General features: G+C 60.1%; 20 protein-coding genes. 12 read left to right on the top strand and 8 right to left on the bottom strand.

Features of this window, described 5'->3' with window-relative positions; all coding sequences use genetic code 11:
* Positions 1-85: 85 nt before the first annotated feature.
* Positions 86-448, bottom strand: coding sequence for a cupin domain-containing protein (locus ACA056_RS28170; RefSeq protein WP_497269352.1), 363 nt, complete (start codon positions 446-448; stop codon positions 86-88).
* Between the two features lie 238 nt (positions 449-686).
* Here ACA056_RS28170 and ACA056_RS28165 point away from each other — a divergent pair, with 238 nt between their 5' ends.
* Positions 687-2,180, top strand: coding sequence for an aldehyde dehydrogenase (locus ACA056_RS28165; protein WP_497269350.1), 1,494 nt, complete (start codon positions 687-689; stop codon positions 2,178-2,180).
* Positions 2,181-2,340: 160 nt separating this feature from the next.
* On the top strand, positions 2,341-3,486 hold the full coding sequence (locus ACA056_RS28160; RefSeq protein WP_497269348.1) for an MFS transporter: 1,146 nt from the start codon (positions 2,341-2,343) through the stop codon (positions 3,484-3,486).
* On the opposite strand, the gene ACA056_RS28155 is transcribed toward ACA056_RS28160, so the two are convergent.
* Both ACA056_RS28155 and ACA056_RS28150 read right to left on the bottom strand, forming a co-directional pair.
* Positions 3,483-5,051: a phospholipase D family protein gene (locus tag ACA056_RS28155; protein ID WP_497269346.1), complete on the bottom strand. Its 1,569-nt coding sequence runs from the start codon at positions 5,049-5,051 to the stop codon at positions 3,483-3,485. The two genes, ACA056_RS28160 and ACA056_RS28155, sit on opposite strands and share 4 nt — an antisense overlap.
* A 60-nt stretch (positions 5,052-5,111) precedes the next feature.
* A complete protein-coding gene (locus ACA056_RS28150) occupies positions 5,112-6,545 on the bottom strand; it encodes an aminotransferase-like domain-containing protein (protein WP_497269344.1) in 1,434 nt (477 codons plus the stop codon).
* Between the two features lie 179 nt (positions 6,546-6,724).
* On the opposite strand from ACA056_RS28150, the gene ACA056_RS28145 reads away from it, so the two are divergent.
* A complete protein-coding gene (locus ACA056_RS28145) occupies positions 6,725-6,970 on the top strand; it encodes a DUF1127 domain-containing protein (RefSeq protein WP_497269342.1) in 246 nt (81 codons plus the stop codon).
* Positions 6,971-7,094: 124 nt separating this feature from the next.
* Here ACA056_RS28145 and ACA056_RS28140 read toward each other — a convergent pair whose 3' ends face one another.
* Positions 7,095-8,408 carry an NAD(P)/FAD-dependent oxidoreductase gene (locus tag ACA056_RS28140; protein WP_497269340.1) on the bottom strand — a complete coding sequence of 438 codons (1,314 nt, stop codon included), beginning with the start codon at positions 8,406-8,408 and terminating at the stop codon, positions 7,095-7,097.
* A 147-nt stretch (positions 8,409-8,555) separates the two neighbouring features.
* Between ACA056_RS28140 and ACA056_RS28135 the strand changes: the two genes are divergently transcribed.
* Positions 8,556-8,909, top strand: a complete 354-nt coding sequence (locus ACA056_RS28135; protein WP_007947437.1) for a YkgJ family cysteine cluster protein — start codon at positions 8,556-8,558, stop codon at positions 8,907-8,909.
* 138 nt (positions 8,910-9,047) lie between these two features.
* Here the strand turns inward: ACA056_RS28135 and ACA056_RS28130 are convergent, their stop codons facing one another.
* A complete protein-coding gene (locus tag ACA056_RS28130; protein ID WP_003206849.1) occupies positions 9,048-9,536 on the bottom strand; it encodes an Lrp/AsnC ligand binding domain-containing protein in 489 nt (162 codons plus the stop codon).
* Between the two features lie 157 nt (positions 9,537-9,693).
* On the opposite strand from ACA056_RS28130, the gene dadA reads away from it, so the two are divergent.
* The 6 genes from dadA to ACA056_RS28100 all read left to right on the top strand — a co-directional run bounded on the left by dadA (position 9,694) and on the right by ACA056_RS28100 (position 15,821).
* Positions 9,694-10,998 carry a D-amino acid dehydrogenase gene (gene dadA / locus ACA056_RS28125; protein WP_497269337.1) on the top strand — a complete coding sequence of 435 codons (1,305 nt, stop codon included), beginning with the start codon at positions 9,694-9,696 and terminating at the stop codon, positions 10,996-10,998.
* Positions 10,970-11,323: a RidA family protein gene (locus tag ACA056_RS28120; protein WP_008150191.1), complete on the top strand. Its 354-nt coding sequence runs from the start codon at positions 10,970-10,972 to the stop codon at positions 11,321-11,323. Before dadA ends, ACA056_RS28120 begins: the two co-directional genes overlap by 29 nt.
* Before the next feature lie 96 nt (positions 11,324-11,419).
* Entirely contained in the window at positions 11,420-12,493 is a 1,074-nt protein-coding gene (gene alr, locus ACA056_RS28115) for an alanine racemase (protein ID WP_497269335.1), read from the top strand.
* Positions 12,494-12,620: 127 nt separating this feature from the next.
* The gene (locus ACA056_RS28110) at positions 12,621-13,169 is read left to right on the top strand and encodes a cupin domain-containing protein (protein ID WP_008150195.1); all 549 of its coding nucleotides are present in this window, start codon (positions 12,621-12,623) and stop codon (positions 13,167-13,169) included.
* Positions 13,170-13,338: 169 nt separating this feature from the next.
* A complete protein-coding gene (locus ACA056_RS28105) occupies positions 13,339-13,764 on the top strand; it encodes a c-type cytochrome (RefSeq protein ID WP_497269333.1) in 426 nt (141 codons plus the stop codon).
* 134 nt (positions 13,765-13,898) lie between these two features.
* On the top strand, positions 13,899-15,821 hold the full coding sequence (locus ACA056_RS28100; RefSeq protein WP_497269331.1) for an acetyl-CoA hydrolase/transferase C-terminal domain-containing protein: 1,923 nt from the start codon (positions 13,899-13,901) through the stop codon (positions 15,819-15,821).
* 128 nt (positions 15,822-15,949) lie between these two features.
* On the opposite strand, the gene ACA056_RS28095 is transcribed toward ACA056_RS28100, so the two are convergent.
* On the bottom strand, positions 15,950-16,522 hold the full coding sequence (locus ACA056_RS28095) for a xanthine phosphoribosyltransferase (RefSeq protein ID WP_020799401.1): 573 nt from the start codon (positions 16,520-16,522) through the stop codon (positions 15,950-15,952).
* A gap of 56 nt (positions 16,523-16,578) precedes the next feature.
* On the bottom strand, positions 16,579-18,588 hold the full coding sequence (rep, locus tag ACA056_RS28090; protein ID WP_497269328.1) for a DNA helicase Rep: 2,010 nt from the start codon (positions 18,586-18,588) through the stop codon (positions 16,579-16,581).
* Positions 18,589-18,851: 263 nt separating this feature from the next.
* Between rep and ACA056_RS28085 the strand changes: the two genes are divergently transcribed.
* Entirely contained in the window at positions 18,852-20,525 is a 1,674-nt protein-coding gene (locus ACA056_RS28085) for a putative bifunctional diguanylate cyclase/phosphodiesterase (protein ID WP_497269326.1), read from the top strand.
* 110 nt (positions 20,526-20,635) lie between these two features.
* On the opposite strand, the gene ACA056_RS28080 is transcribed toward ACA056_RS28085, so the two are convergent.
* Positions 20,636-22,033: a NorM family multidrug efflux MATE transporter gene (locus ACA056_RS28080; protein ID WP_497269324.1), complete on the bottom strand. Its 1,398-nt coding sequence runs from the start codon at positions 22,031-22,033 to the stop codon at positions 20,636-20,638.
* Between the two features lie 158 nt (positions 22,034-22,191).
* Here ACA056_RS28080 and ACA056_RS28075 point away from each other — a divergent pair, with 158 nt between their 5' ends.
* On the top strand, positions 22,192-23,112 hold the full coding sequence (locus ACA056_RS28075) for a LysR substrate-binding domain-containing protein (protein ID WP_497269322.1): 921 nt from the start codon (positions 22,192-22,194) through the stop codon (positions 23,110-23,112).
* Positions 23,113-23,272 lie beyond the last annotated feature (160 nt).

The following is a 23,272-nucleotide window of genomic DNA, read 5'->3' as shown; positions in this document are numbered from 1 at the left end:
CGCTCCCACAGGTTTTGTGATCGACACAACTCCCCTGTGGGAGCGAGCTTGCTCGCGATGAGGGCGGCCGGGGCAACCCAAATCCTCAGGTCTTCTGTTCAAATACCACATAGATCTTGCGGCACGGCTCCAGCACCTCCCAGGTGCCTCTGAACCCGGCCGGGATCACGAAGCGATCGCCCACGCGCAGGGTCTTGCCGTTGCCTTCGTTGTCGCGCAGCACTGAAACGCCCTGAACGATTTCGCAGTATTCATGCTCGGTGTAGTTCACATGCCACTGGCCGACTTCGCCTTCCCACACACCTGCGCTCATCTGGCCGCAAGGACTGTTGTAGTGGTTGTACACTGCTTGTTCAGGGTCGCCCTTGAGGACTTTCGCCGGGTCTGGTCGATAGCGATCGGGCTGTGTGGTGGCCTGGTTGAAGTCGACGATGTCCTGGATGCTCATTGTTGTTATCCCCCGCAATTGCGGCGCAAGTGACTGGAAAGTCCAAAGTCTATGTTTATTAAAATGAACACCGCAAGGCCGTTTTCCGACCTTGTGTCAAATATATTGAAACAACCCCGGCCACTGGTTTAGGGTGGCAGTTGCCTTGGGCCGAAAATGCAGGCTGGCCGGGCAGAATTCCTGAGGACGCTCGCGAAGACCGCGGGGCGCTCGTATTCAACAAGAGGAGGACACTCGTATGACCACCCTGACTCGTGCCGATTGGGAACAACGGGCTCGCGATCTGAAGATCGAAGGCCGCGCCTACATCAATGGCGAATACACCGATGCTGTCTCCGCCGAGACCTTCGAGTGCATCAGCCCGGTCGATGGCCGTCTGCTCGGCAAGATTGCCAGCTGTGACGCCGCCGATGCCCAGCGCGCTGTTGAAAATGCCCGCACCACCTTCAATTCCGGCGTCTGGTCGCGTCTGGCGCCGACCAAACGCAAAGCCACCATGATTCGTTTCGCCGGCCTGCTGAAACAGCACGCCGAAGAGTTGGCCCTGCTTGAAACCCTGGACATGGGCAAGCCGATCAGCGATTCCCTGTACATCGACGTTCCAGGCGCGGCGCAAGCCCTGAGCTGGAGCGGCGAAGCCATCGACAAGATCTACGACGAAGTCGCCGCGACTCCCCATGACCAGCTGGGTCTGGTGACCCGCGAACCCGTCGGCGTAGTTGGCGCGATCGTGCCGTGGAACTTCCCGTTGATGATGGCTTGCTGGAAACTCGGCCCGGCGCTGTCCACCGGTAACTCGGTGATCCTCAAGCCATCCGAAAAATCCCCGTTGACCGCCATCCGCATCGCTGCGCTGGCCGTTGAGGCCGGCATCCCGAAAGGTGTGTTGAACGTCCTGCCAGGTTTCGGTCACACCGTCGGCAAGGCCCTGGCCCTGCACAATGATGTGGACACCCTGGTGTTCACCGGTTCGACCAAAATCGCCAAGCAACTGCTGATCTACTCCGGCGAATCGAACATGAAACGCGTCTGGCTCGAAGCCGGCGGCAAGAGCCCGAACATCGTGTTCGCCGATGCGCCGGATCTGCAAGCTGCCGCTGAATCGGCTGCCGGCGCCATCGCCTTCAACCAGGGCGAAGTCTGCACCGCCGGCTCGCGCCTGTTGGTGGAGCGCTCGATCAAGGATAAATTCCTGCCGCTGGTGATCGAGGCCCTCAAAACCTGGAAACCGGGCAACCCGCTGGACCCGGCAACCAACGTCGGCGCGCTGGTGGATACCCAGCAGATGAACACCGTGCTGTCCTACATCGAATCCGGCCACACCGACGGCGCCAAACTGGTGGCGGGCGGCAAACGCATTCTTCAGGAAACCGGTGGCACCTACGTTGAGCCGACGATTTTCGACGGCGTCAGCAATGCGATGAAAATCGCTCAGGAAGAAATCTTCGGCCCAGTGCTGTCGGTGATCACTTTCGATACCGCCGAAGAAGCCATTGCAATTGCCAACGACACCCCTTACGGCTTGGCCGCAGCGGTGTGGACCAAGGATATTTCCAAGGCCCATCTGACTGCCAAGGCACTGCGTGCCGGTAGCGTGTGGGTCAACCAGTATGACGGCGGCGACATGACGGCCCCGTTCGGTGGCTTCAAGCAGTCCGGCAACGGTCGCGACAAGTCGCTGCATGCGTTCGACAAATACACCGAGCTGAAGGCGACCTGGATCAAGTTGTAAGCAGCACGCAACGAAGATCCCCTGTGGGAGCGAGCTTGCTCGCGATAGCGGTCTGACAGTCGACGTCAATGTTGAATGTGAAACTGCTATCGCGAGCAAGCTCGCTCCCACATTTGTTTTGTGTTGTTTGTGAAAAATAATATCCACAGGAGCGTGGGAAATGCGTTGGGCGACTTATTTCGCCGTGTTGGCGTCTGTCTTGAGTGTCGGCCTGGCCTTGGGCGTCAGCATGCCGTTGGTGTCGTTTCGCCTGGAAGGCTGGGGTTACGGCTCGTTCGCCATCGGCGTGATGGCAGCGATGCCCGCGATTGGCGTATTGCTGGGGGCAAAGATCTCCAGCCATCTGGCCGCGCGTCTGGGCACGGCCAATCTGATGCGTTTGTGCCTGTGGGCCGGGGCTTTGTCCATCGGTTTGCTGGCGCTGTTGCCAAGCTATCCGATTTGGCTGGTATTGCGGCTGATGATCGGGGTAATCCTGACCCTCGTCTTCATCCTCGGCGAAAGCTGGATCAACCAATTGGTGATCGAGCAATGGCGCGGGCGATTGGTGGCGTTGTATGGCAGCAGCTATGCGCTGAGTCAGCTGGCCGGGCCGTTGCTGCTTGGCGTTGTGGGCACCGAACACGATTACGGATTCTGGGTCGGCGTCGGTTTGCTGATGGCGGCACCGTTCCTGTTGTTGGGCCGCAGCGGCGCACCGACCAGCGAAGCCTGCAGCGTGACCTTCAGCGACTTGCTGGGCTTCTGCCGTGGTCTGCCGGCGATTGCCTGGGCGGTGTCGCTGTTCGCAGCGTTCGAAGCGATGATCCTGACGTTGTTGCCGGTTTATTGCCTGCGTCAGGGCTTTACGACGGAAATTGCGTTGGCGATGGTCAGCACGGTGGTGGTGGGTGATGCCTTGCTGCAATTGCCGATTGGCGCACTGGCTGATCGCTTGTCGCGACGTACGTTATTCACCGGCTGTGCGGTGGTCCTGCTGATATCGAGCCTGGCCATCCCGTTGTTGATCGATACGTTGCTGATCTGGCCGTTGTGGGTGTTGTTCGGTGCCAGTGCCGGCGGCTTGTTCACCTTGTCGTTGATTCTGATCGGCGAGCGCTATCGCGACGATGCACTGGTGCGCGCCAATGCGCATATCGCGCAGCTGTGGGGGATCGGTTGCCTGGTCGGACCGCTGGCGGCCGGTGCCGGCAGTCAGTGGATCAGCGGGCATGCGTTGCCGCTGCTGATGGCGGCCGGTGCGCTGGGGTTGGTGATTCTGCTGTCGCGGCAAGGGGCATTTGGCTCGGTGGCTGAACCTGCCTAGAGCATCTGCTCCAGGCCAACGGTGGTGCTCATCCACGCATTGAAGCGTCGCCACCAGCTCCCGGGTTCCTTGGTCAGGGTGTGCAGTTTGCCGTCATCTTCGGTGACCCAGACAATCTGGCCATTTTCCAGCTTGGCCTGATAACTCAGGGCCGGCGCCATGCCTTGAAACGCCAGTTCACGCACGCGCGCGGCGAGTTCCGGGCTGTCCACCAGTACCCCGACTTCGGTGTTCCACAGCACTGAGCGTGGGTCGAAATTGAACGAGCCGATGAAAGACTTCTGCTGGTCGAAGATCATCGCCTTGCTGTGCAGGCTGGAGTCGGAGCCGTGGTAGGACTTGCTGTAAAAGACATGCGGGCCGCTACCGCCACCTTCGCCAGGCTGGCGACGCATTTCGAATAGCTGCACGCCATGCTCCAGCAGTGCCTTGCGATACGGCGCGTAACCGCCATGCACCGCCGGCACGTCAGTGGCTTCCAGTGAGTTGGTCAGAAATTTCACCGACACCCCGGCATCGGCGCGCCCGGTCAGGTACACCAGCCCCGGCTGACCGGGTACGAAGTAGGCCGAAACCATGATCAGCTCTTTGCTGACGCCATTGAGTTCGGGCGCCAACTGCGTGGTCAGCAGCAACTGTGGGTCGGGCTCGCCGTCGGCCAGCACCTTGCTCGGCGCGTCCCACAGCGCCTGGTTCCAGGCCCAGATCAGCTCCCGACGCCAGACCGCCAGGCGCGGGTGAGTGGTGTAGGTCATCAACTGCTGGTAGAGCGCGTGATTCTGTTTGCGCGTTTCCTCAAGCGATTCTTCCAGTCGGGTCCGGGTGTTTTCCAAGTCCCTGGCCGTCGGTTTGCTCGAGAGGAACTCGTCGATCGGCTTGCTCAGCGCACTGTTCCAGTATTGGTCGAAACTGTGCCCCAGCTGTTCGGCGACCGGGCCGACGCCGAGCATGTCGATGTCAGTGAAATTCAGGTTGGGTTCGGCATCGAAGTACTCATCCCCCAGATTGCGTCCACCGACGATGGCCATGCTGTTGTCGGCCAGCCACAGCTTGTTGTGCATGCGCCGGTGTTGCTGCGACAGGTTGAGCAACCGTCCTACCGTTCGTGTCACGCCGGTACTGCGGCCAAGGTGCAATGGGTTGAACACACGGATCTGGATCTGCGGATGTGCCGCCAGCGTGGCGATGATCCGATCCAGGCCATCGCTGGTGGTGTCGTCGAGCAGTATGCGCACGCGCACGCCGCGGTCGGCGGCCTTGAGCAGTTCGTCCACCAGCATCCGCGTGCTGATGCCGTCGTGAACGATGTAGTACTGCAAATCCAGGCTGCTTTGGGCGTTGCGGATCAGCTCTGCGCGGGCCGTGAAGGCTTCGGTGCTGTCGGACAGCAGGCGAAAGCCGGATTTCCCTTCGTGGGGGGCAGCCTGAGCCTGAATCGAGCGACCGAACGCCGAGTCACTAGCGGGCAGCGCCTGGCTCGGTTCGCGCGGAACGTTGAACGTCGCACAGCCGCCGAGGAACGAGGCGAGTAACAGTAGAGCGAGCAGGGGCTGTCTGACTCTCACGTGGGATCGTTCCGATTGGCGGCAGGTGTCGGCATATGGACGCTGGATTCCCGAGAAAGGTCAGTCGGTGATGCAGTCGGTTTCCGCCAGCAGTTTGATTGCCGCGGCGCCGACCTTGCGCACTGCTTCTTCAATCTGCTGCGTAGGCTTGGCAGCGTAGTTCATGCGCAGGCAATTGCGGTACTTGCCCGAGGCGGAAAAGATGCTGCCGACGGCAATCTGTACGCCTTGATCGTGCAGCGCACGATTCAGTTTCAGGGTATCGAAGCCTTCTGGCAGTTCGACCCAAAGCATGAAACTGCCCTGGGGACGGCTGGCGCGGGTACCGGCCGGAAAATAGCGGCTGACCCAATCGATCATCACATCGCGATTGCGTTGGTATTGCGTGCGCATCCGCCGCAAATGCGGTTCGAAGTGCCCGGCCTTGAGAAATTCGGCAATCGCGATCTGCGGTTGCGGCGCGGTGGAGCCGGTGCTGATGTATTTCATGTGCAGCACCCGTTCCAGATACCGTCCCGGCGCCACCCAGCCGATACGCAGCCCCGGCGCCAGGGTCTTGGAAAAGGAACTGCACAGCAGGACGCGGCCGTCTTCGTCGAAGGATTTGATCGTGCGTGGGCGTGGGTAGGTGTAAGCCAGTTCGCCATACACATCATCCTCGATGATCGCCACGTCGAAACGCTGTGCGAGTGTCAACAATGCGCGTTTACGTGACTCCGGCATGATGTAGCCCAGCGGGTTGTTGCAGTTGGGGGTCAACTGTATGGCCTTGATCGGCCATTGTTCCAAGGCCAGTTCGAGGGCATCGAGGCTGATCCCGGTGAGCGGGTCGGTGGGGATTTCCAGGGCTTTCATGCCCAGGCCCTTGAGGGTTTGCATGGCACCGTGAAAGCTTGGCGAGTCTACGGCGACAATGTCGCCCGGCTCGCAGATGGCGCGGATGCTGGTGGACAGCGCTTCGTGACAACCCGTGGTGACCACCAGGTCGCTGGCGCTCAACTGACAGCCGGAATCGAGCAGCAGGCGGGCGATCTGTTCGCGCAGTTCGAGGGTGCCGTAGATGTTGTCGTAATACAGACCGGGCATGTCCTGCCGCCGGCTGATTCGCGCCAGGTTGCGCAGCAGCGGTTTCATGGTCGGCGTGGTGATGTCCGGCATGCCGCGACCCAGTTGCACAACATCCTTGCGTGGCACCGCGCGGATCAGCTCCAGCACCTGATCCCACTGGGAAATATCCACCGGCCGCTGCGCCGGGCGGCCAATGGCCGGAAGCTCCGGCAGTTCGCGACCTACCGGTACGAAGTAACCCGACTTGGGTTTGGGTGTCGCCAGACCGCTATCTTCCAGCACGCGATACGCCTGCTGCACCGTGCTCAGGCTGACGCCGTGTTCAACACTCAACGCCCGCACCGACGGCAGCCGGTCTCCGGGGCGATAGAAGCCCTGTTCGATACGCGTGCCCAGTAGTTCGGCGAGGTTGACGTAAAGGGTCATGGCGCAGTCTCGGTGTGGGTGATTCGGTTAACCAGTACAGATGTGTTGAAAATAGGGGATTCAGACGCTGAAATGCAAAATCTGTATGGAGTTAATACAGCTTCGTTGAATCTGTAATGCTTTTTGCCGTCCGCGCATCATGAAAGCTCTGGCTACCCAAGTAAACAGGAGCAATCAACATGAACGGCTTGAGCGATGTGCGGCTGACGTTACACAGTCAGGAACTGGCGGCAGGGCAAAACAACGGCGCACGCGAGGCGGTCATGCGCAACGCACCGTCCGGCCTGAGTCGCTGTGGCCTGTTCTGGCATCGTTTGCACACGCGCAAGGCGTTGCTGGAGCTCACGACTGAGCAGCTCAGGGATGTCGGGTTGAGTCGGGAGCAGGCGCGGGAGGAGGGGCTTAAACCCTTTTGGCGGATCTGAGTTTTGCGGTGTTGTTTAAATCGATTCGCGAGCAGGCTCGCTCCTACAGGGGATTTGTAAACGACACTGATCCTGTGGGAGCGAGCCTGCTCGCGAAGGCGTCGGTACAGGCACTGAAAATCTTTCAGACCAACTCTTTAAGCCGATGCCACAACATCCCGAGCGCCAGTAGTGGCGAACGCAAATGTTTGCCGCCGGGGAACGTGATATGCGGCACCTTGGCAAACAGATCAAACCCACCACCCTGCTGACCACTGATAGCCTCAGCCAACAACTTCCCCGCGAGGTGCGTGGCATTCACGCCATGACCGGAATAAGCCTGGGCGTAATACACATTCGACTGATCCTTTAACCGCCCGATCTGCGGCAGGCGATTAGCGCCAATGCCGATCATCCCGCCCCATTGATAGTCGATCTTCACGCCGGTCAGTTGCGGGAAAACCTCCAGCATCTTCGGCCGCATGTAGGCGGCGATGTCCTTCGGGTCGCGACCTGAATAATGGCAGGCGCCGCCAAACAGCAAGCGTCGGTCCGCCGAGAGCCGGTAGTAATCCAGCGCGACCCGTTGATCGCAGACCGCCATGTTCTGCGGCAGCAGCGAGTGAGCCAGCGCTTCACTCAAGGGTTCGGTGGCGATGATGTAGCTGCCGGCGGGCAGCACCTTGCCGCCGAGTTCGGGATTGAGTTCATTGAGGTAGGCGTTGCAGCCCAGCACCAGCGTCTTGGCGCGAACCGAGCCCTGGGCGGTATGGACCTTGACCTCGGGGCCATAATCGATGCGGGTGACTGCCGATTGTTCGAACAGCTTCACTCCCAACTGCTGCGCGGCGGCCGCTTCGCCCAGTGCCAGGTTCAGCGGGTGCAGATGCCCCGAGCCCATGTCGATCAATCCGCCGACGTAGCGGTCAGAACCCACTACGGAATGCATTTCACTGGCCTGCAGCAGACGGGTTTCGTAACGGTAACCGAGACTGCGCAGCTCTTCGGCATCTTCAGCGAAACCTTCAAGGTCGCGAGGCTTGTTAGCGAGGTCGCAATAACCCCAGGTCAGGTCGCAAGGGATCTGAAAACGCTCGACGCGCTGTCGGACGATTTCCACCGCTTCCAGGCCCATGAGTTTCATCTGACGCACACCGTCCGCACCGATCACGTTAGCGAACTGATCGAGGCCATGGCCGACGCCACGAATCAACTGTCCGCCATTGCGTCCGCTGGCGCCCCAACCGATTTTGTGGGCTTCGAGCAGGATCACACTGAAGCCGCGTTCGGCCAGTTCGAGCGCCGTGTTCAACCCGGAGAACCCGCCACCGACCACGCACACGTCAGCCACCAGGTCGCCTGTGAGCACCGGATGATCGGGCTGCGGAAGGCTGCTGGCGGCGTAATAAGAGGCAGTGTGCTGGTGGTTCGGGGCAGGTTGCTGAGCACGGGCATTCATGTGCGTGATCCTGATTCTTGTGTTTGAAAAAGTTGACGGAGCATAAGCCGGACCTTCGGAGGTGGGCAACATTGGTCGGTTGGTGCTGTCTGGATCGGGGCTTTTGCGTCAGAATCCCGCTCTATTCCGCTTTTGGTTACCGCTTCGATGAGCTGCAACAGTCAGAAAATTCGCACGCTACGGCAGCAGATTCCCTCGTTCGAGTGTGTGCCCGGCTGCCATGACTGCTGTGGGCCGGTGACCACCTCACCGGAAGAAATGTCCCGCCTGCCGCGCAAGACCCGGGCCGAGCAGGATGCGGCGATGGATGAGCTCAATTGCGTCCACCTGGGGCCCAACGGTTGCACTGTGTATGACGAGCGACCGTTGATCTGCCGGTTGTTCGGCACCACAAAGACCTTACCGTGCCCGAATGGACGGGGACCGGTGGAGCTGATTCATCCGCGGGTGGAGAAGCAGATTCACGAGTACATGGCCAGCACCCGACAAGTCCTCGTCTAAGCGGAGACCGAGTCGCCTGCCATCGCGAGCAAGCTCGCTCCCACATTAGATCTTCAGTGAACACAAATCTCGTGTAAGACGCAGATCACTGTGGGAGCGAGCCTGCTCGCGAAGGCGGCCGAACAGACGCCGCATACTTCAATCCGGAATCGGCAGATTCAAGCTCTCTTTTACCTCTTCCATCACGATGTAGCTCTTGGATTCGCGCACATGCGGCAGCTTGAGCAGGATGTCGCCCAGCAGTTTGCGGTACGAGGCCATCTCGGAAATCCGCGCCTTCACCAGATAGTCGAAATCCCCTGACACCAAATGGCACTCCAGCACGTGGGGAAGTTTCAGGACCGCGCGTCGGAACTCTTCGAAAGTATCACCGGATTTGTAGTCGAGGCTGATCTCGACGAACACCAGAAGACTACCCTTGAGGTGCTGCGGATTGAGCCGGGCGTTGTAGCCCATGATGATCCCTTCGCGCTCCAGCCGCCGGACCCGTTCGGTACACGGCGTGGTCGAGAGCCCGACCTTTTCCCCCAGCTCGGTGAAGGAGATACGCCCGTCTGCTTGCAGGATCCGCAGGATGTTGCGGTCGATCTTGTCCAGCTCACGTTTGGTCTGAGTGTTGGTACGCATAGGGGATGCGCCTCCGTGAAAAGCGTTTTTGCCGAGAATTCTCGCCAAATATAGGCACTTATATAGTGAAAAGCACTGCCTAATCTTTTTTACACTGCGCACATCAATGCTCGACAACTACGAACGTCAGCGGCAAGCCGCGATGAGGGATATGAAAATGCGCGTTATGGTCTTGGGTAGCGGCGTCATCGGTACCACCAGTGCTTACTATCTGGCGCGTGCCGGGTTTGAAGTGGTGGTCGTGGACCGTCAGCCGGCCGCTGCCATGGAGACCAGTTTCGCCAACGCCGGGCAGGTGTCGCCGGGTTATGCCTCGCCATGGGCCGCGCCGGGCGTGCCGCTCAAGGCCATCAAGTGGCTGTTGCAGCGCCACGCACCGCTGGCGATCAAGGCCACCGCCGACATCGGTCAATACCTGTGGATGGCGCAGATGCTGCGCAACTGCACCGCCAGCCGGTATGCGGTGAACAAGGAGCGCATGGTCCGTCTGTCCGAGTACAGCCGTGACTGCCTCGACGAATTGCGCGTCGAAACTGGCATTGCCTACGAAGGGCGCAGCCTCGGTACTACCCAACTGTTCCGCACCCAGGCTCAACTCGACGGGGCCTGGAAAGACATCGCCGTGCTGAAAGAGTCCGGCGTGCCGTTCGAACTGCTCGACCGCGCCGGCATTGCCCGCGTTGAGCCGGCGCTGGCCAGCGTCACCGACATCCTCGCCGGTGCGCTGCGCCTGCCGAACGACCAGACCGGCGATTGCCAGATGTTCACCACCCGCCTGGTCGAAATGGCTACCAAACTGGGTGTGGAATTCCGCTTCGACCAGGACATTCAGCGCCTCGACTACGCCGGTGATCGAATCAACGGCGTATGGATCGACGGCAAGCTGGAAACCGCTGATCGCTACGTGCTGGCCCTGGGCAGCTACTCACCGCAACTGCTCAAGCCGCTGGGCATCAAGGCGCCGGTGTATCCGCTCAAGGGTTACTCCCTGACCGTGCCGATCACCAACCCGGCGATGGCCCCGACTTCGACTATTCTCGACGAGACCTACAAGGTCGCGATCACCCGTTTCGACAACCGTATCCGCGTCGGCGGCATGGCTGAAATAGCCGGTTTTGACCTGTCGCTGAACCCGCGTCGGCGCGAAACCCTGGAGATGATCGTCAACGACCTTTATCCTCAGGGCGGCGATCTGGCCCAGGCGAGCTTCTGGACCGGACTGCGTCCGACCACCCCGGACGGTACGCCGATCGTGGGTGCTACGCCGTTCAGCAATCTGTTTTTGAACACGGGTCACGGCACGCTTGGTTGGACCATGGCGTGCGGTTCCGGTCGCTTGCTGGCCGATCTGATGGCGAAGAAAACGCCGCAGATCAGTGCCGAAGGCCTCGATATTTCCCGTTACGGCAAAAAAATTCAGGAGTCTGCAAAACATGTCAATCCAGCGCCAGCTCACCAATGAGCGCATGAGCCAGATCGTAGTCCACAGCGGTACCGTGTATCTGGCAGGGCAGGTCGGCGACGATATGAACGCCGGGATTGAACAGCAGACCCGTGAAACACTTGCCAACATCGAGCGTTTGCTGGATCTGGCCGGGACCGACAAGAGCCGTTTGCTGTCGGTGACGATTTACTTGAAAGACATTGATGCACACTTTGAAGGCATGAACGCCGTCTGGGACAAGTGGCTGCCAAAAGGCGTCGCCCCGGCCCGTGCCACCGTTGAATCGAAGTTGTGCGAACCGGAAATCCTGGTCGAGCTGTCGGTTGTCGCCGCTCTGCCATAAACCCGTCAGAAAGATCCCTCTCCCGGTGCTACTGGCGGTTCACGCCGTCAGCCAGCGCCGGTTTTTCTTCCCATGACCGCCTAGAAGTCTGCCGCCATGCGTCCAGCCCGTGCCCTGATCGACCTTCAAGCCCTGCGTCACAACTACCAAATCGCCCGTGAAGTCACGGGGGCCAAGGCCCTCGCGGTGATCAAGGCCGATGCCTACGGTCATGGCGCGGTGCGCTGCGCCCAGGCGCTGGAAGCTGAGGCGGACGGGTTTGCCGTGGCCTGCATCGAAGAAGCATTGGAGCTGCGAGCCACGGGCATTCGTGCGCCGGTGTTATTGCTGGAAGGTTTTTTCGAAGCCGATGAGTTGTCGCTGATCGTCGAGCATGATTTCTGGTGCGTGGTGCATTCGCTGTGGCAGCTCGAAGCCATCGAGAACGCTGCACTGAGCAAGCCGATCACGGTCTGGCTCAAACTCGATTCGGGCATGCATCGGGTGGGCTTGCATCCAAAGGATTATCAGGCGGGCTACCAACGGCTGCTGGCCAGCGGCAAGGTGGCGAAGATTGTACTGATGAGCCACTTCGCCCGGGCCGATGAGCTACACAGTCAGGCCAGTGCCGAACAGGTCGCGGTGTTCGAAGCGGCGCGCCAGGGCTTGTCGGCCGAGGTCAGCCTGCGCAACTCGCCGGCAGTGCTCGGTTGGCCACAAATTCCAAGTGACTGGGTTCGCCCGGGCATCATGCTCTACGGCGCAACACCCTTTGAAGAAGCCAATGCCGTGGCGTCCCGCCTGCAACCGGTGATGACCCTCGAATCGAAAGTGATTTGCGTGCGTGAACTGCCGGCCGGCGAGCCGATCGGTTACGGCGCCACATTCATCACCCAGAAACCGATGCGCGTGGGCGTGGTGGCCATGGGTTACGCCGATGGCTACCCACGTCAGGCGCCGACCGGTACGCCCGTGATGGTTGCCGGGCAGCGCAGCCAGTTGATTGGCCGGGTGTCGATGGACATGCTCTGCATCGACCTGACCGATGTGCCGCAAGCCGGTCTCGGTTCGACCGTCGAGTTGTGGGGCAAAAATATCCTCGCCAGTGACGTGGCGGCGGCCGCGGGCACGATTCCTTACCAGATCTTCTGCAACCTGCGCCGGGTGCCAATGCTCTATTCCGGGGCTTAGGTCAAAGCGTCCCGACCGAAAGTCGCTTCACCGAACAGGATTCAGGTCCAAGTGTTGTAAATACTGAACGCTGTCGCCATGATAACGCTCAATATTCCAACAACCTGAATCCCTGGAGGCTCCAGCATTGGACGTCGGTGAACGACTGCAATCCATCCGTAAGCTCAAAGGACTTTCCCAGCGTGAACTCGCCAAACGCGCGGGCGTCACCAACAGCACCATTTCGATGATCGAGAAGAACAGCGTCAGCCCCTCGATCAGTTCGCTGAGGAAGGTACTGGGCGGGATTCCCATGTCCATGGTCGAGTTCTTTTCCGAAGAGATCCTGCAGGAAAAACCGACTCAGATCGTCTACAAAGCCAACGAGCTGATCGATATTTCCGATGGCGCAGTGACCATGAAGCTGGTCGGCAGGGCTCATCCGAGCCGGGCCATCGCGTTCCTCAACGAAATCTACCCGCCAGGCGCCGACACCGGTGACGAGATGCTCACCCATGAGGGCGAGGAAACCGGGATTTTGCTCGAAGGTCGACTTGAACTGGTGGTGGGGCTTGAAACTTTTGTGCTCGAAGCCGGCGACAGCTACTACTTTGAAAGTACTAAACCGCACCGTTTCCGTAATCCGTTCGATGCGCCAGCGCGACTAATCAGCGCAGCTACTCCAGCGAACTTCTAAGAAAAGAGACGTCCCGCCAGCATTGCGCAGGTGCCCGAGTTGTTTTTCCGCCACGCATAAGACCCCTCCGACTTTAGGGTTGTTTCAGTGTGGCGGGCTTACCGTTATACTTGCGCCCGCCTGCGAACCGTGGCCGTGGGCGTGACTAGCCACCATTGAGGGTGAACGCGTGAATCTAATTAAGAAAATGCTGGCTGTACCAGCAACCGTATTGGCCCTATGGGCAGTCAGCGCACAAGCTGCGACCAACGACGATATTGCTAAACGCCTTGAGCCAGTCGGCCAGGTTTGCGTTCAGGGTAAAGAGTGCAAGGGGATGGAAGTCGCTGCATCTGCGGGTGGTGGAGATGCCAAAACCCCTGACTCAGTGATTGCAAAACATTGCAACGCTTGCCACGGCACCGGCCTGCTGGGCGCGCCCAAAGTCGGTGATGCCACAGCTTGGGGCGACCGAGCCAAGAAAGAAGGCGGCCTTGATGGCTTGCTGGCGAAGGCAATCTCCGGCGTCAACGCGATGCCGCCTAAAGGCACGTGCGCCGACTGCTCTGATGCCGACCTCAAGGGCGCTATCCAGAAGATGTCCGGCCTGAAATAAGCCTTCATCTTCATCAAAAAGCCGCTTTCGAGCGGCTTTTTTGTGCCTGCGATTTGCGGCTTTGACTGTTCATTGCAGCAAAGACCCGGCAAGCTCGGTCCAACCCCAATTCACGGAATGTAAGGGAGGATCAGATGGTGCAGCTGTGTTCTATCGAGCAAGCGGTCGATGACGTCTTGGCACGGTTGCCAGCGCATATCCACATGGGCCTGCCCCTCGGTCTGGGCAAACCCAACCACTTCGTCAACGCGCTGTTTCAACGCATCGCGCAGTTGCCCGAGCGTCAGCTGACGATCTACACCGCCCTGTGCCTGGGCCGTCCTTCCTTGGGCGACGGTTTGCAAAAGCGCTTTCTCGAGCCCTTCATCGAGCGGGTTTTTGGCGATTATCCGGAACTGGATTTCCTGGCCAACCTGCATCGCGACAGCTTGCCGCCTAACATCCATGTTCAGCAATTCTTCATGCAGCCCGGCAGCCTGCTCCACAGCGCACAGGCCCAGCAGGATTACGTCAGCAGCAATTACAGCCACGCGGCTCGAGACATCAACGCCGCCGGATTGAACCTGGTGGCGCAATTGGTGGCCAGCCACAGCGAACATCCCGACCGCCTGAGCCTGAGCTGCAACCCGGACATCACCCTCGACCTGTTTCCGATGATCGCCAAGCGTCGGGCGGCGGGGGAGACGATTCTGCTGGTGGGCCAGGTGCACAACGATTTGCCCTACATGCCGGGGGACGCGGAAGTCGGCATGGACGCTTTCGACCTGCTGATCGATGAGAAGGACAGCACCACGCTGTTCTCCACGCCTAACATGCCGGTGGGTTTCCAGGATCACTTCATCGGGCTGCACGCCAGCACGCTGGTGCGTGACGGCGGCACCTTGCAGATCGGCATCGGCGCCATGGGTGATGCCCTGACCGCTGCGCTGCTGGCACGGCAGGCCGACAATGACGGTTACAAGGCATTGCTGGCGGACGTGAATCTCAGCCAGTGGGCGCAACTCATCGACCGCGAAGGCGGTGTCGAACCTTTCGCCAAGGGCTTGTACGGTTGCAGCGAAATGTTCGTCAACGGCTTGCTGGTGCTGGCTGATGCCGGGATTGTGCGGCGCAAGGTCTACCCCGATGTGCCGACCCAGCAACAAGCGAATGCCGGCACCCTGGACGAAGCCGCGCAGACTGACGGCATCTCGGTGCATGGCGGTTTCTTCCTTGGGCCGCGCAGTTTCTATGAGCGCCTGCACGAGTTGCCGCAAAGCAAGCGGCTCGAATTCAACATGACCCGCATCAGCTACATCAACGAGCTCTACGGTCAGGAAGAACTCAAACGCTTGCAGCGCCTCGATGCGCGTTTCATCAACACCGTGTTCACCATGACCTTGCTGGGTGCCGGCGTGGCCGATCAGCTCGAAGACGGGCGAGTACTCAGCGGTGTCGGCGGGCAGTACAACTTCGTTGCGCAAGGACATGCACTGGAAGGGGCGCGTTCAGTGTTGCTTCTGCGCAGCTGGCGCGAATCAGGCGGTGAGGTCAGTTCGAACATTGTCTGGGAGTACGGCCATTGCACGATCCCGCGACACCTGCGAGACATCGTGGTCACCGAGTACGGCATCGCCGACCTGCGGGGCAAGACCGATGCGGCGGTGATCGAGGCGTTGCTGAACATCAGCGACTCACGTTTCCAGCCGGGGTTGATCGAACAGGCTCAGGCAGTCGACAAGTTACCGAAGAATTTCCGCATTGATCCACGCTTCGCCGACAACAGTCCGAAGCGCTTGCAGGCCATTCAGGCGCGGCATCCGCAGTTGTTTCCGGAGTATCCGTTGGGCTGTGATTTCACCGCTGAGGAGAAGGATCTATTGCGGGCGCTGAATTGGCTGAAGAGCAAGTTCAAGCTCAGCGAGATTCTGGAGTTGGGCAAGGCGGCGCTGGATGCGCCAGAGCCTTCGGAGTTTCCCGAACATCTAGAACGCATGCAGCTGACCAGCCCGGAAGGTTTGAAAGAGGACTTGTTTCAGCGACTGTTGCTCACCGGCCTAAAAGCCACCGCGCCATAACAGCCAACAAAAAACAACTGTGGGAGCCAGCCTGCTGGCGATGGCGTCGTGTCAGTCAAAACCTTCATGACTGACAGACGGCCATCGCCAGCAGGCTGGCTCCCACAGGGGAAATGCGGTGTGGCGGGTTATTCGATGAAGGTTACGACGCCGCCAGCCAGCGACTGAACGCGGGCGAGGGACTCAACCCGATAACCCTGCGCATCCAGTTCCGCACGGCCGCCCTGGAACGACTTCTCGATCACGATCCCCAAACCGGCCACGGTCGCGCCGGCCTGTTTGATGATCGAGATCAGCGCCTGGGACGCCTTACCGTTGGCCAGGAAGTCATCGATGATCAGCACGCGGTCGCTGCTGGTCAGGTGGCGCGGGGAGATCGCCACAGTGCTTTCGGTCTGTTTGGTGAACGAGTAAACGGTCGCCGACAGCAGGTTTTCAGTCAGGGTCAGGGACTGATGCTTGCGCGCAAAAATCACCGGCACGCCGAGGTTCAGACCGGTCATGATCGCCGGGGCAATGCCCGAGGCTTCGATGGTGACGATCTTGGTGATGCCCGAATCCTTGAACAGCGTGGCGAATTCGTCGCCGATCAGCTTCATCAGGGCCGGGTCGATCTGGTGGTTCAGAAAGGCGTCGACTTTCAGGACCTGGTCGGAAAGCACGATGCCTTCTTCGCGAATTTTCTTGTGCAGTGCTTCCATGAAGCTTTCCTCTAAGGACGGCTGTGCGTCTAAGGCTGGTTAAAAAGTAGTCGATTCTAGCGCTTTAACATCGCGCGTATATCCGCCAATGCGGTATTGCCACGAACGGCTTTGACTTCAACGGGTGTGTCGTCGGTGCCTTCCCAGGCCAGGTCGTCCGGCGGCAGTTCATCGAGGAAGCGGCTCGGGGCGCAGTCGATGATCTCGCCGTATTGCTTACGCTTGGCGGCGAAGGTGAAGGCCAGGGTCTGACGCGCGCGGGTAATGCCGACGTAGGCCAAGCGACGTTCTTCTTCGATGGTGTCGGCTTCGATACTGGAGCGGTGCGGGAGGATTTCCTCTTCCATGCCCATGATGAACACGTAAGGGAATTCCAGGCCTTTGGAGGCGTGCAGGGTCATCATCTGCACACCTTCGGCGCCGTCTTCCTCTTCCTGCTGACGTTCCAGCATGTCGCGCAGGACGAGTTTGCCGATGGCGTCTTCGACGGTCATCTCGCCTTCTTCGTCTTTTTCGAGGGTGTTCTTCAACGCCTCGATCAAGAACCAGACGTTACCCATGCGGTAATCGGCGGCCTTGTCGCTGGAGCTGTTGGTGCGCAGCCAGTTCTCGTAGTCGATGTCCATGACCATGCTGCGCAGCGCCGAGATCGGGTCTTCACCGGCGCACTGCTCGCGGACCTTGTCCATGAAGCGCTTGAAGCGCGACAGCCGATCGGTGAAGCGCGTATCCAGATGCTCGCTCAGACCGATTTCGTCGGTGGCGGCGTACATCGAGATTTTGCGTTCGGTGGCGTAGTTGCCAAGCTTTTCCAGCGTGGTCGAACCGATCTCCCGGCGTGGGACGTTGATCACCCGCAGGAAGGCGTTGTCGTCGTCCGGGTTCACGATCAGGCGGAAGTAGGCCATCAGGTCTTTCACTTCCTGACGACCGAAAAAGCTGTTGCCGCCGGACAGGCGATACGGAATCTGGTGGTGTTGCAGCTTCAGCTCGATCAGCTTGGCCTGGTAGTTACCGCGGTACAGAATCGCAAAATCGCTGTACGGCCGGTCCGTGCGCAAGTGCAGAGTCAGCAGTTCCACGGCCACGCGTTCGGCTTCGGCGTCTTCGTTGCGGCAACGGATCACGCGGATCTCGTCGCCGTGGCCCATCTCGCTCCACAGCTGCTTTTCGAATTCGTGTGGGTTGTTCGAGATCAGCACGTTGGCACACCGCAGGATGCGGCTGGTGGAGCGATAGTTTTGCTCCAGCATCACCACTTTCAGGGACGGGTAATCGTCCTTGAGCAACATCAGGTTTTCCGGACGGGCGCCGCGCCAGGCGTAGATCGACTGGTCATCGTCGCCGACCACGGTGAACTGGTTGCGCGTACCGATCAGCAACTTCACCAGCAAATACTGACTGGCGTTGGTGTCCTGGTACTCGTCCACCAGCAGGTAGCGGACTTTGTTCTGCCATTTTTCGAGGATGTCGGCGTGTTCCTGGAACAGTTTCACCGGCAGCAGGATCAGGTCGTCGAAGTCCACCGCGTTGAACGCCTTGAGCGTGCGCTGATAGTGGGTGTAGACGATGGCGGCGGTCTGTTCCTTGGGGTTGCGGGCGTTTTCCAGGGCTTCGGGCGGCAGGATCAGGTCGTTTTTCCACGAGCCGATCATGTTCTTGATCTCGTCGACGCCGTCGTCGCCCGAGTATTCCTTCTGCATGATGTCGGTCATCAAGGCTTTGACATCAGTCTCGTCGAAGATCGAGAAACCCGGCTTGTAGCCCAGCCGCACGTGTTCCTTGCGGATGATGTTCAGGCCCAGATTGTGGAAGGTGCAGACGGTCAGGCCGCGGCCTTCGCCGCCCTTGAGCAAGGTGCCGACCCGTTCCTTCATCTCGCGCGCTGCCTTGTTGGTAAAGGTCATGGCGACGATGTACTGGGCGCGAATGCCGCAATTCTGGATCAGGTGCGCAATTTTGCGGGTGATCACGCTGGTCTTGCCGGAGCCTGCACCGGCGAGCACCAAAAGAGGGCCGCCGACGTAGCTCACGGCTTCTTGCTGCCGGGGATTGAGTCGGGACATACGAAATCAGGGAGTCGTTTGCGAAATGGGCCGGCATTTTAACAGGCTCAGCGAATTGTGCTGCTCTCTCCGACTTGTGACGCAGCACGCTATCTATATTTGCCGGTTTTGATACTTTCACGCAGGATGCGCGATGAATGTGCGTCTATTGTTCGTTATTCAAGATACAAAGCCGCGTTTCATAACCGAGGTCATTTGGTCATTGGTTACCGGCGCTGCATAATGCCCGCCGCCTACATCTTTGCAGAGTCTAGGGAGCTAGCTTGTCTACGCCTGTCGAACCCTTGCGTTTGCTGCTACTGGCCGAAGAGCCAGCGTGGGCAGCGTTGTTGCGCGAGTGTCTGGCTCCGATGGGGAGCTCGACCGTGCTAATCAGCGCGCCGAGCTGGGAGTCGGTCAGCAGTCTGTTCGATGACAACCGCAGCGCGGTGTTGTTGACGATTCCAGCGCTTCAACCTCTACCTGGCCGTTGCAGCCTGCCAACGGTATTGCTGCTCGAGCACGAACCACTGGCGCCGCCCGATGGGGTGAGCGACTGGCTGGTACGCGATCACCTTGATCCCGGCATGTTGCGCCGGTGCCTGCGGCATGTGCGCGAGCGTGGCGTGCTGGAAAACACCCTGCAGCGCCTGGCTGAGCAAGACCCGCTTACTGGCATCGCCAACCGCCAGGGTTTCCAGACCTTGCTGGCGGCACGCCTGGCGGAAAACGACGGCCGCGGCCTGGCCCTCGGTCATCTCGACCTCGACAACTTCCGTCACGCCAACGACGCCCTCGGCCACCAGGCCGGCGACCGGTTGATCCTGCAAGTAGTCGCGCGGCTGAAAAGCCAGCTTGAGGCCGGCGATCAACTGGCGCGACTGGGCAGTGATGAGTTCGCCCTGCTAATCGACACCCGCCGCGCGCCTCAGCGCGCCGAATGGATGGCCGAGCGCATTACCGAAGCGCTGGCCGAGCCTTACTGGGTCGACGGCGAAAGCCTGCTGATCGGCTCCAGCCTCGGTATTGCCCACGCCCGGGCTCAGGCCGGCGCCGACCCGCTGATGTGGCACGCACACATCGCCATGCAACAAGCCAAAAGTACTCAGGGCTGTACCTTTCACATCTTCAACGAACGCATCAATCGCAATGCCCGCAGCATGGCCGACCTCGAAAGCGAGCTGCGCCGGGCGTTGCGCCGGGATGAACTGGAACTGCATTACCAGCCTCGCCTGAACCTTGAGGACGGCCAGATCGTCGGCCTCGAAGCCTTGGTGCGCTGGCGCCATGGCGAGCGCGGGTTGCTGGCGCCCAGCGAGTTCGTGCCGCTGGCCGAGCAGAGCGGTTTGATCGTGCCGTTGGGTTACTGGGTGATTTCCCGGGCCCTGCGGGACATGCAGGCGCTGCGCGAACGCGGTTTGCCAGCGCTGCACATGGCGATCAACCTGTCGTTCCGGCAGTTTCAGGACAGCCAATTGCTGTCGACCCTGAGCCGGCTGATCGCCGAGCGCGGCGTCGAGGCGCAGTGGCTGGAGTTCGAACTGACCGAAACCGCGGTCATGCGCCGCAGCGATCTTGTGAAGCAGACCATGGATGCCTTGGGGCGTCTGGGTGTGCGCTTCTCCCTCGACGACTTCGGCACCGGTTTCTCTTCGTTCGTGCACCTCAACAGCCTGCCGATTGCCTTATTGAAGATCGACAAGAGCTTTGTCGGCGGCATGGAACAGCGCGAAGAGAATCGCAAACTGGTCCACGCGATGATCAATCTGGCGCACAACCTCAATCTTGAAGTGGTCGCCGAAGGCGTAGAAACGCCGGAGCAACTGGATCTGTTGCGCGGGTTTGGCTGCGATCAGGTGCAGGGATATTTGATCAGCAAGCCACTGCCGTTGGCGGAGCTGGTTGAGTATTTGACCTTTGGCAGCAGCCAACAGCCCGCACTGGAGGTCGTGGTTTAAACGCGGACTCAATGTGGGAGCGAGCCTGCTCGCGATGAGGCCCTGTCAGTTAACAATGATGTTGACTGACACTCCGCCATCGCGAGCAGGCTCACTCCCACAGGGGGATCTCAGTCTGGCTGAGCGATTTGGAAACTTGTTCCTGACGACGGCTCCTGTCTGATCATCCGCTTCATCTTCCACTCAAACGCCCACGTCAGGCTCACCGCCGCGCACGCCAGCCCCAGCGCCAACCCCCACCAGACGCCTGTCGGCCCCCAATTCAAATGGAAGGCCATCCACCAGGCGGCTGGCGCACCAATCAGCCAATAGCAGCCCAAACCTACCAGGAACGTTGTCTTGGCATCCTTAAGCCCGCGAATGCAGCCCATGGCGATGGTTTGCGTGCCGTCGAACAGCTCGAACCACGCGGCGACCGCCAACAGGCTCACGGCCAGGTTGATGACGTCGCGAAACGCCGGGTCGTTGTGGTCCAGGAACAAACCGATCAACTGATTCGGCAGCAACCAGAAGACCATGGCGAAGGCAAGCATCGCCGCCGCGCCAAAAGCGATGCCGACCCGTCCGGCCAGCCGTGCATTCAGCAGCTGCCCGGCGCCGTAGTGCTGCCCGATGCGCATGGTGATCGCATAGGAAATCCCCGCCGGAACCATGAACGCCACCGAGACGATTTGCAGGGCAATCTGGTGTGCGCCCATTTGCGTACTGCCCATGGTGCCCATGCATAGCGCGGCGAACGCAAACAGTCCGACTTCCACCGCGTAGGTGCCACCAATCGGCAGGCCCAGGCGCCACAGTTCCTTCAGATACTGACGGTTAGGCCGCGACAGGCCTTGGCGCAAGGGATAAGCGTCGTAGGCCGGATGCCGACGGATGTGCCAGGCCAGCGCCAGCGCCATGCAGTTGGCGACAACAGCGGTAACCAGCCCGATGCCCATCAGCCCCAGTTTCGGCAGGCCGAACATGCCGGTAATCAATGCGTAATTGAGCAGGAAGTTGGCCACGGTGCCGCCGAGGCTGATGACCATCACCGGTGTTGCCCGGCCGATGGCGCTGGTGAAGCCACGCAGGGCCATGAAGCTCAGGTAGCCGGGCAGGGCGAACGGCAGGATCAGCAGGAACTGCCCGGCCGCGTGGACGTTGGTTTCGGTCTGGCCGAACAGTAGCAACACCGGTTTGAGGTTCCACAGCAGCAGCCCGGCCACCAAGGCCATCAACCACGCCAGCCATAACCCTGCCTGGGTCAGCCTGGCGGCGCCGACGATGTCGCCGGCGCCCTGACGGATTGCCACGAGGGTGCCGACCGCGGCGATCACGCCAATGCAGAAAATCGACACGAACGAGTAAGTTGCTGCGCCCAGGCCGCCACCGGCCAGCGCCTCTGGACTCAGGCGCGCCATCATCAAGGTGTCGGTGAGGACCATCAGCATGTGCGCCAACTGCGAGGCAATCAACGGCCCCGCCAGCCGCAGGATGGCCCAGAGTTCGGTACGTGCTGGATGCTGCATGGTCATCACGCTCGATTATCAGAGAGGACAGGAAAGCGTCGATTCTCGGCGCTCTACGGGGTTTGCACAAAGGGATAAAAAGGATGGGTTGCATGATTCAAACTCATGCTGGAGAGTTTCTGCTAGGGTGACCGAATCCCGCTATAGGAGCTTTCCGAATGTCCCGTCGTCTTCCTCCCTTGTATGCCCTGCGCGCATTCGAAGCGGCGGCGCGGCACAGTTCGTTTACCCGTGCGGCCGAAGAACTATCGATCACCCAAAGCGCGGTCAGCCGACACATTCGTACGCTCGAAGAGCATTTTGCCTGTCGGCTGTTTCACCGCAGTGGGCGCAATCTGCAACTGACCGAGTCGGCGCGGTTGATCCTGCCCGGTATTCGCGAAGGCTTCACTGCCCTGGAGCGGGCCTGCAATACCTTGCGCGCCGAAGATGACATCCTGCGCATGAAAGCGCCGTCGACCCTGACCATGCGCTGGCTGCTGGCACGGCTCAGCCGCTTTCGGCACCTGCAACCTGGCAACGAGGTGCAATTGACCAGCGCCTGGATGGACGTCGATTCGGTGGACTTCAACCATGAACCGTTCGACTGCGCCGTCATCCTCAGCAACGGGCATTTTCCGCCGGACTGGGAAGCGAGTTTCCTGTTCCCGGAAGAGCTGATTCCAGTCGGCGCGCCGAATCTACTGCAGGATCAACCGTGGGACGTCGCACGGCTGGCCAATACCGAACTGCTGCACCCGACGCCGGATCGTCGTGACTGGCGCAGTTGGCTGGAACGCATGGGGCTGGCGGATCAGGTGTCGCTCAAGGGCGGGCAGGTGTTCGACACGCTGGAGCTGGGCATGATCGCCGCCGCCCGAGGTTATGGCGTGTCCATGGGCGATTTGCTGATGGTGGCGGAAGATGTCGCTCAGGGACGTCTGAGTCTGCCGTGGCCGACGGCCGTCGCCAGCGGTGAAAAATATTACCTGGTCTGGCCGAAAACCCGCCCCGGTGGTGAACGTTTGCGCAGGCTCAGCGACTTCCTGCAAGGCGAAGCCCGAGCAATGGAATTGCCCGACGTTCAACACTTGGGCTGAATCGATAGAGCCGCCGCAATGGCGGCCTTGAGCCATATCCCGGTTAATTACTCAAGTATTCCGATTTACCGCCGAAAATGCAGGTGGAACCTTCGTGCAGGTTCGACGCAATTCCCATTATTAGAATTTTGCTGAGTGTGCAGCCAGATCAAGGAGGATC

The sequence above is a fragment of the Pseudomonas sp. LBUM1666 genome (genome assembly GCF_059695775.1).
Note: the sequence above shows the minus strand (reverse complement) of the source record. Positions and strands in the feature narration are given on the sequence as shown.